5 protein-coding genes are annotated in these 7,712 nt (G+C 70.1%); 3 read left to right on the top strand and 2 right to left on the bottom strand.

Translation table 11 applies throughout. The features are described 5' to 3' along the window. The 3 genes from AC08OO_RS21325 to AC08OO_RS21315 form a co-directional block, all read left to right on the top strand. On the top strand, positions 1 to 1,475 hold a 1,475-nt coding region (locus AC08OO_RS21325; protein ID WP_476611485.1), incomplete at its 5' end, for a class I adenylate-forming enzyme family protein. Between the two features lie 120 nt (positions 1,476 to 1,595). After that, positions 1,596 to 4,340: a winged helix-turn-helix domain-containing protein gene (locus tag AC08OO_RS21320; protein WP_476611486.1), complete on the top strand. Its 2,745-nt coding sequence runs from the start codon at positions 1,596 to 1,598 to the stop codon at positions 4,338 to 4,340. A gap of 62 nt (positions 4,341 to 4,402) precedes the next feature. Further along, on the top strand, positions 4,403 to 5,554 hold the full coding sequence (locus AC08OO_RS21315; protein ID WP_476611487.1) for an acyl-CoA dehydrogenase family protein: 1,152 nt from the start codon (positions 4,403 to 4,405) through the stop codon (positions 5,552 to 5,554). 45 nt (positions 5,555 to 5,599) lie between these two features. On the opposite strand, the gene AC08OO_RS21310 is transcribed toward AC08OO_RS21315, so the two are convergent. Together AC08OO_RS21310 and AC08OO_RS21305 are read right to left on the bottom strand one after the other, a co-directional pair. Then, positions 5,600 to 6,286 carry a TetR/AcrR family transcriptional regulator gene (locus tag AC08OO_RS21310; RefSeq protein WP_476611488.1) on the bottom strand — a complete coding sequence of 229 codons (687 nt, stop codon included), beginning with the start codon at positions 6,284 to 6,286 and terminating at the stop codon, positions 5,600 to 5,602. A 58-nt stretch (positions 6,287 to 6,344) separates the two neighbouring features. Continuing rightward, positions 6,345 to 7,712: acyltransferase family protein (locus tag AC08OO_RS21305; protein ID WP_476618966.1), on the bottom strand; the 1,368-nt coding region annotated here is incomplete at its 5' end.

The raw sequence follows: 7,712 nt of genomic DNA, 5'->3' as shown, positions 1-7,712 counted from the left end.
TGCACTATCAGGGGCGGACCTACGGGTACGGCGAGATCGTGGCCGCGGCGAACCAGCTCGCGCACCGGCTGCGTGCGGCGGGGGTGGGGCCGGGGGTGTCGGTGGCGTTGATGATGTCCAACCGGCCCGAGTACATCGTCGCGGATCAGGCGATCCTGCGGTGTGGCGCGGTCAAGGTGGCGCTCAACGACATGCTGTCGGCCAGCGAGATCGACTACATTCTGCGGGACAGTGAGGCCCGGGTCGTCCTCGCCGATGCGGGGATGCTCCCGGCGGCGCTGCACTCCGCGCCGCCCCTGTTGGAGACGGTCATCGCCGTCGTCGACCCGGACGACTGCCCGGGCGGGGTGGTGGCGTGGCGCGACGCGCTGGCCGGGCAGCCGACCACCGTGCCGGAGGTCGACCCGACACCCACCGACCCGGGGTTGATCGTCTATACCGGGGGTACGACCGGTCTGCCCAAAGGGGTGATGCACACCCAGCGGAATCTCGCGCTCAATCTGTTCTCGCACGTGATGGAGATGGGGCTGCTCGACGACGAGGTGCTGCTGTTGATGTCGCCGCTGCCGCACAGCGCGGGTTTCCTGCTGCAGGCCGGGATGCTCAAGGGGGCCCGGCACTTCCTGGAGACCAGGTTCGACCCGGAGCTGGTGCTTGAGCGGATCACCGCCGACCGGGTGACCTTCACGTTCATGGTGCCTACCATGATCTACCGGGTGCTTGACCGGGCGGCGGGCCGCGCGTTGGACCTCAGCTCGCTGCGGACCATCCTGTACGGTGCCGCGCCGATCACCCGGGAGCGGCTGGAGCAGGGCCTGGAGGTGCTCGGCCCGGTGTTCATGCAGCTGTACGGGCAGTCGGAGGCGCCGAACTTCATCACCCGTCTTCGCCGTGAGGATCATCGTCTTGATCCTGACGGGGAGCATCGGCTGGCCAGCTGTGGTCAGCCGGTCGTCATGGCCACGGTCAGGGTGGTCGACGAGGCTGGCCGGGAGCTGCCCCGCGGTCAGGTCGGGGAGATCGTCGCCGCCACGCCGTACACGATGGTGGGGTATCGGGGCCGGCCCGAGCAGACCGCCAAGGCGCTGCGGGACGGGTGGTTGCATACTGGGGATATCGGGCGGATGGATGCCGAGGGGTACGTCTATCTGCTGGACCGCAAGAACGATATGATCATCACCGGTGGGATGAACGTGTACAGCACGGAGGTGGAGAACGCGGCGGCGGCCTGTCCTGGGGTTGGGCAGGTCGCGGTCGTCGGGGTGCCGCATCCGGACTGGGGTGAGGCGGTCGTGGCGTTCGTCGTGCCCGACGATACCGGTGCGTTCGACGAGGCCAAGCTGCTGGCGCACTGTCGGGTCGAGCTTGCCCGGTACAAGCAGCCCAAGGCCGTGCGGGTCGTCGAGGCCCTGCCGACCACCGTGTATGGCAAGCTGGACAAGAAGGCGCTGCGGGCCGGCTGGCCCGGTTGGTGACGCCCAAAGTGTTGCGGCCTGGGCGGCCAGTGCGAAAATCAGCCCGAGGGCATGTGAGTATCGTCACGAACGCGTGGCAGGGGAGCCGGGCGGGGAGCCCTCGGAAGCGAGGCGAGCTGGATGGACACCAAGGCACGTCCCACGCTGGCCGTGTCCACGAAGTTTCAGGCACCCACCTATGACACCCAGCTGGTCGGCCGGGACCGGCTTCTCGACGTGTTGCGAGATGGCCGGGCCCGGCGGCTGGCTTTGATCCACGCGCCGGCCGGGTTCGGGAAGACCACGCTGGCGGTGCAGTGGCAGCGGGTGCTGCGCGCCGAGGGGGTGCCGGTGGCGTGGCTGAGCCTTGACCGGGACGACAACGACGCGGTGTGGTTCCTCAGCCATCTCATCGAAGCGGTGCGCCGGGTCGAACCGACCCTGGGCGGTGACCTGGTCGAGGTGCTGGAGGGGCATTCCGACGACGCGCAGCGGTATGTGCTCACCGAGCTGGTCAACCAGCTTGCCGAGCATCGGCGGCCGTTGGCGATCGTGCTCGACGACTGGCATCTCATCGACGCCCCGCAGGCTGTTGCCGCGTTGGAGTTCCTGCTGGAAGCGGGTCCGGCCAACCTGCATCTGATCGTCACCAGCCGGACCCGGTCGCCGGCCGTGGGCCGGTTGAAGGTGCGTAACCAGGTGACGGAGATCGACGCCACGCAGCTGCGGTTCGACCATCGGGAGTCCGCGGCCTTCCTGCTTGAGCTCAACGAGTTGGATCTCGACAGCACGGACGTGCATCGGCTGTGGTCGAGTACCGATGGCTGGGTCGCCGCGTTGCAGCTGGCGACCCTGTCGCTGCGTGACAGCGCCGACCCGTCGGCGTTGATCCGCGGTTTCTCCGGGCGGCATCACTCCCTGGGTGACTATCTCGCCGAGAACGTGTTCGATGCGCTGCCCGCGGATCTGCTCGACTTCCTGCTCACGACTTCCGTCTGTGATCGGCTCTGCGGTGATCTGGCGGCGGCGGTGAGTGGGCAACGGCGGGGGCAGGCGCTGTTGGAGGAGCTGGAACGGCGGGACTTGTTCCTGCGGCCGCTCGACGACAATCGGGAGTGGTTTCGCTACCACCATCTGTTCGTGGGTTACCTGCGCCGCCGCCTGGAGCGTGATCATGCGGATCGGGTGGTGACCCTGCACCGGACCGCGTCGGTCTGGTTCGCTGATCATGGTCTGCTCGGTGAGGCGGTCACCCATGCCCTGGCCGCCGGTAACGAGGCCGGGGCGGTGGACCTGGTGGAGCGGCAGGCCATGCACCTGGTGGAGCACAGCCGGATGGCTGTCCTGCTCAGCCTGGTCAACAAGCTGCCGTCGGCGCTGCTGCCCGGCCGGCCGCGGCTGCAGATCGCGATCGCCTGGGCCAACTGTCTGCTGCAACGGGCGCAGCCCGCGCAGGTCGCGCTCGACCACGTGCGTGCGGCCCTGGCACCCGACGACACCAGCGACACCGGTAAGGACATCCTCGGCGAGGCCGATGTCGTCCAGGCCTGCATCGACGTCTATGGTGACCGGATCGACCGCGCCGCTGACCTGGTCGCTCCCTACATTGTGAAGAATTCCGGCTACCGGCCGTGGCTGGTCGCGGTGTCGTCCAACATCCGGACCTTCGTCGACATCCACACCTTCGCCTACGACACCGCGCAGGCGCGGCAGCGGTGGGCCAACGCCTTCCACGACACCACCCGCGGGCCTTTCGCCGGCGTGTACGGGCGCTGCTTCGCCGGACTCGCGGCGTTCGCCCAGCTTGACCTGGTGACCGCCGAACGCCTGTACCGGGAAGCCGTGGCCCTCGCCCGTGAAGCCGCCGGGCCGCGCTCGCACGCCGCCCGGCTGGCCGGCGCGCTGCTGGGCCGGCTGTACTACGAGCGGGGCGACATCGACGCCGCCGAGCGGCTGCTGGAGGAGTGCCACGAGCTCGGTGCCGAAAGCGGCGTCGCCGATCTCATGATCGCCACCTACTCCACGCTGGCCCGCATCAAGACCCTGCGCGGTGAGATCGAGGACGTCTGGCACCTGCTCGACGAGGGCAGCGAGGCGGCGAGCCAGCTCGTTCTGCCTCGGTTGTCGGCCGCCGTCGATCACGAACGCCTGCGGCTGCACCTGGCCCGTGGGGACCTCGGGCGCGCCCAGAACGTGCTCGCCCGCCATGGCGATGCCGTCGCCCGCGGCGGCGACGGCATCGCCATGGCCACCCGCCACTACCAGCTCGCGATGCGCGCGCGGGTCATGGCCGCCCAGGCCGACTACGACGGTGCCCTGCGGCTGCTGTCCCAGATGCACCAGGAGAGCAGCTCTGTGGCCTGGCGGTACGCCGAAACGGCCACGCGTATCGACCTCGCGGTGGTGCACTCGCTGACCGGCGACACCGACGCCGCGCTGCGCACCCTCGTGCCCGCCGTCGTCGCCGGGGCCCGCTGCGGTCTGGTGCGCACCGTTACCGACGCCGGCCCGGAACTCCTGAAGATCATTGGCGAGCTGCGGGACGCGAGCCGGTGCCGCCGGTGGCCGGTGGAGTTGCCCACCGTGCCCTCCGACTACCTGTCCAAGCTGCTCGCCACGGCCCACGCGGACGCGGAACGGGCGGCGATCCCCATCATCGATCGCCCGGCCGAGCGGAACCCCGCTCCCGAAGAGCCGCTCAACGCCCGCGAGATCGACATCCTCCGTCTGCTGGACCGCGGACTGTCGAACAAGGAAATCGCGCGTAACCTCGGTCTGACCATCAACACCGTCAAGTGGTACCTCAAGAGCATCTACACCAAGCTCGGGGTCGCTCGGCGCGGGGAATCGGTCTCGGAGGCCCGCCGGCGCCGGATCCTGGCCTGAATGCCCTGGTGGCCCTGAACGCCCTGGTAGCGGGTGCCGCTTCCACGACGGGGAGGACAGCGATGCCTGACACCCGGCTCAGCGAGGAGCAGGAAGCCCTGCGCAAGGCCGTGGAGGCGTTCGCCCGCGAGGTGGTCGCCCCCGCGGCGGCGCGGCACGACGAGGAGAAGACGTTCCCGTACGAGGTCGTCGCACAGATGGCCGACATGGGCCTGTTCGGTCTGCCGTTCCCGGCGGAGTACGGTGGGCAGGGCGCCGACTTCTTCGCCCTCTGCCTGGCCATCGAGGAGCTGGCCCGGGTCGACTCAGCGGTGGCGATCACGCTGGAGGCCGGGGTTGGCCTCGGCGCGATGCCGATCTACCGGTTCGGTACGCCGGCGCAGCGGGAGGAGTGGCTGCCGTCGCTCGCCAGCGGGCGGGCGTTGGCCGCGTTCGGGCTGACCGAACCAGACGCGGGCAGCGACGCTGGCGGCACCCGCACCACCGCCCGGCTCGACGGCGGCGACTGGATTATCAACGGCTCGAAGGCCTTCATCACCAACTCGGGTACCGACATCACCCGGCTCGTCACCGTCACCGCTGTCACGGGGCGGACCCCGGCCGGACACAAGGAGATCTCGTCCGTCCTGGTGCCGGTGCCCACTCCCGGCTTCACCGCCGGTCCGGCCTATTCGAAGGTCGGCTGGCATGCCTCCGACACCCATCCGCTGACCTTCGACGACGTGCGGGTGCCCGCGGAGAATCTGCTCGGTGCGCGCGGCCGCGGCTTTGCGAACTTCCTGCAGATCCTGGACGAGGGCCGGATCGCGATTTCCGCGCTGGCCGTCGGGCTGGCGCAGGCCTGCGTGGACGAGAGCGTGAAATACGCGAAGCAGCGGGAGGCATTCGGCGCGCCGATCGGCCGCAACCAGGCAATCGCCTTCAAGATTGCCGAGATGGAGGCGCGGACGTACGTGGCCCGTGCCGCCTACTACGACGCGGCCTCCCGGATGCTTGCCGGCCTGCCCGTCAGGAAGGAGGCGGCGATGGCGAAGCTGTTCTCCTCGGAGGCGGCGGTGACGAATGCCCGCGAGGCCACGCAGATCCATGGCGGCTACGGGTTCATGAACGAATACCCGGTCGCCCGGCACTGGCGGGACGCCAAGATCCTGGAGATCGGCGAGGGCACCAGCGAGGTCCAGAAGATGCTGATCGCGCGCGAACTGGGTCTGTAGGTCACGAGGCTCGCGAGAACACCGCCGGCATCCCGCGAAAGATCATCAGCGGGTGGCGGTCGGCCCGGGTGCCGGGCGCCGCGCTCCCGCGGCGAGCAGGGCGGCCAGGCCGAGCCGGTGCAGCAGGTCCGCCAGCTGTGGCCGACTCATCGTCACCGCGCTGTAGGGGGTGGAGTTCAACAGGCCGAAGGTGGCGTGGACGGCGGCGCGGGCGGTGCCCTCGGCGAGTTCGGGGCTGCGGGCGCGCAGCTGGGCGACCCAGAGCTCGACGTAGCCGCGTTGCAGCCGGCGCACGGTGCGCGCGTCGGCCGGGTTCATACTGGTCAGGTCGCGATCCTGAATGCGGATCAGTTCGGGTGAGTCGAGAGCGAAGGAGACGTGCCAGCGCACGAGCGCGTCCAGCGTGCCGTCCGGACTGGGCCTACCGTCCGGACTGGGCCTACCGTTCGGACTGGGCGTGCCGTCCGGACTGGGCGCCGCGGCCGCGCGACGGGTGCCCTCGGCGAGCAGGCGTTCACTGATGCCGATCAGCAGTTCGCCGAGGATCGCCTGCTTACTCGGGAAATGCTTGTACAACGCCGGCCCGGAGACGCCCGCGGCCCGGCCAATGTCGTTGATGCTCACCCCGTGGTACCCGCGCTCGGCCATCAACCGGGCCGCGGCGGCGAGGATACGCTCCCGGCGCGATCCTGCTGGCGGCGGTTCTTCGAGGCTGAAGGACACGGTCGGCACATTACCGCCTTCCGGGACAGCCGGTGCCCACCTGGTTAATACTGGCTAACCCAGGTTTTCAGTCGTCCGGCCCGGTGCGCGCCGGTCCACGCGGGGCCGCGGCCCGGCGCTCCACCGGCGCGAACAGGACGATCAACGGCGCCAGGAAGAGCGCGGGCAGGATCACCCACAGCGGTCGCCCGGCCCACCAGGTCGCGGTCGGTTCGTCGGGCATCGGCAGCCCGACCGCCCGCATCGTGACCATCGCGAGTAGCAGGGCCGTCATGTGCCACAGGAACACGGTCATGATCACGGAGTTGCCCGTGACGACCGCCGTCCACGGCCGGCGCCGGGCCAGCATCCGGTTCAGGGCGGGTGCGGCGAGCAGGATCAGACCGAGCTGGAAGACGGCGAGCACGGCGATCGCAGCGGTCGTCGGGAACATGTTGCCGCGCCTGGCTCCCTCGGTGGCGACCATCGATCGCGGATACTCGTCGAGCGTCGTCACCATGGCCAGCCCCGCCAGCCCGCAGAGCGCCGTCAGCAGCGCCCGCCGCGGCCCGCGCAGGACGCCGTCCCGCCAGAAATACCCGAGCTGGTGGGCGAAAACCCAGACGAGACCGGTGTTGACATAGCCGAACACCGTGCTGCCGGTGCCGAACCGCGCCAGGTCGACGAGCGCCACGACCGCGCCCAACAGCAGGATGAACCGGCGGCCGAACCGCCGATGGACCGCCGCGGTCACCGGCACGACCAGGATGACCCCCAGGTACGCCGCGAGAAACCACAGCGGCACCAGCACGGCCCGTCCATAGCGCAGCAGACCCGGGTAGTCGGGGACCGCGAGCAGCAGGACGGCGTCGACCGCCGCCCAGACGACGGCGAACACCGCCATCGGGGGCAGCAGGCGGCGCAGCCGCCCCCGCAGGAAGCGCCGCGCCCGCGGGCCCCAGGGACGCGCGGGATCATCGCGCGGGGACCCCGTGGCGCGACCGGCCGCGTCCCAGGCCGCCAGGTGGGCGAAGCCGCCGATGACGAAGAACACCGGCATCACCTGGAGCAGCCAGGTCGCGAGCCAGGCGAACGGTATCCGCGCGATCGGATTGGGCATCACGAGAACGCCCCCGCGAAAGTGGTCGATGGACAGGGCCCAGTGCCACAGCACCACGACACAGACGCTCGCCAGGCGCAGGAAGTCGACGTCGCGCGCCCGGGACGGCGGGGTGGAGTCGACGAGCCGGCCCACGGACCGCTCCACGGACCGGCCCATGGAGCGCAGCCCGCCCCACGGTGACCACACACCGCCAGGCTGCCAGACGCGGCGCCCCGGCGATTGCCGGGACGGACCCGGCACCCGAAACTGCCGTGAAACCGCGATGAACCCGGCGGGCCGCACGCTCACCCCATGGCAGCAGACCTTCTCGGGCAGCCGGACCAACGGTCTAGG

This window comes from Frankia sp. CeCAU1 (assembly GCF_977971845.1).
The sequence above is the reverse complement of the archived record's forward strand: the minus strand, read 5'-3'. Positions and strand labels throughout refer to the sequence as shown.

What these genes read in the sequence shown, in the direction of transcription:
- AC08OO_RS21320 (WP_476611486.1), top strand. Translation starts at nt 1,596, where the DNA reads ATGGACACCAAGGCACGTCCCACGCTGGCCGTGTCCACGAAGTTTCAG.
- AC08OO_RS21315 (WP_476611487.1), top strand. Translation starts at nt 4,403, where the DNA reads ATGCCTGACACCCGGCTCAGCGAGGAGCAGGAAGCCCTGCGCAAGGCC.